We start from the raw sequence: 206 nt of genomic DNA, 5'->3' as shown, positions 1-206 counted from the left end.
GGCTGCATCCAGAACGCGTCCCAGCCGCCCTTGGCCTCGGACAGGTCGGCCCGCATCTCGAAGTAGCCGTACTTCTGGGAGAAGTTGCCCTGGGTGGTGATCAGGCCGGACTCGTCGCTGCCGGGATAGCCCGACTGGGTGCGGTCGTGCACGGCCGTGATGGTGAGCGCACCGTCCTTGACGCTGAACGGGTCGTAGCCGGAGGC

The 206-nt window shown here is 67.5% G+C and carries 1 pseudogene; it reads right to left on the bottom strand.

The annotated features are described in order from the left end of the window. Positions 1-206 (bottom strand): annotated as a pseudogene (locus MFF58_RS32155) (hypothetical protein); the annotation flags it as partial.

The organism is Methylobacterium longum, assembly GCF_022179385.1.
Taxonomy (GTDB): Bacteria; Pseudomonadota; Alphaproteobacteria; order Rhizobiales; family Beijerinckiaceae; genus Methylobacterium; species Methylobacterium longum.
This window is presented reverse-complemented; position numbering and strand designations above follow the sequence as displayed.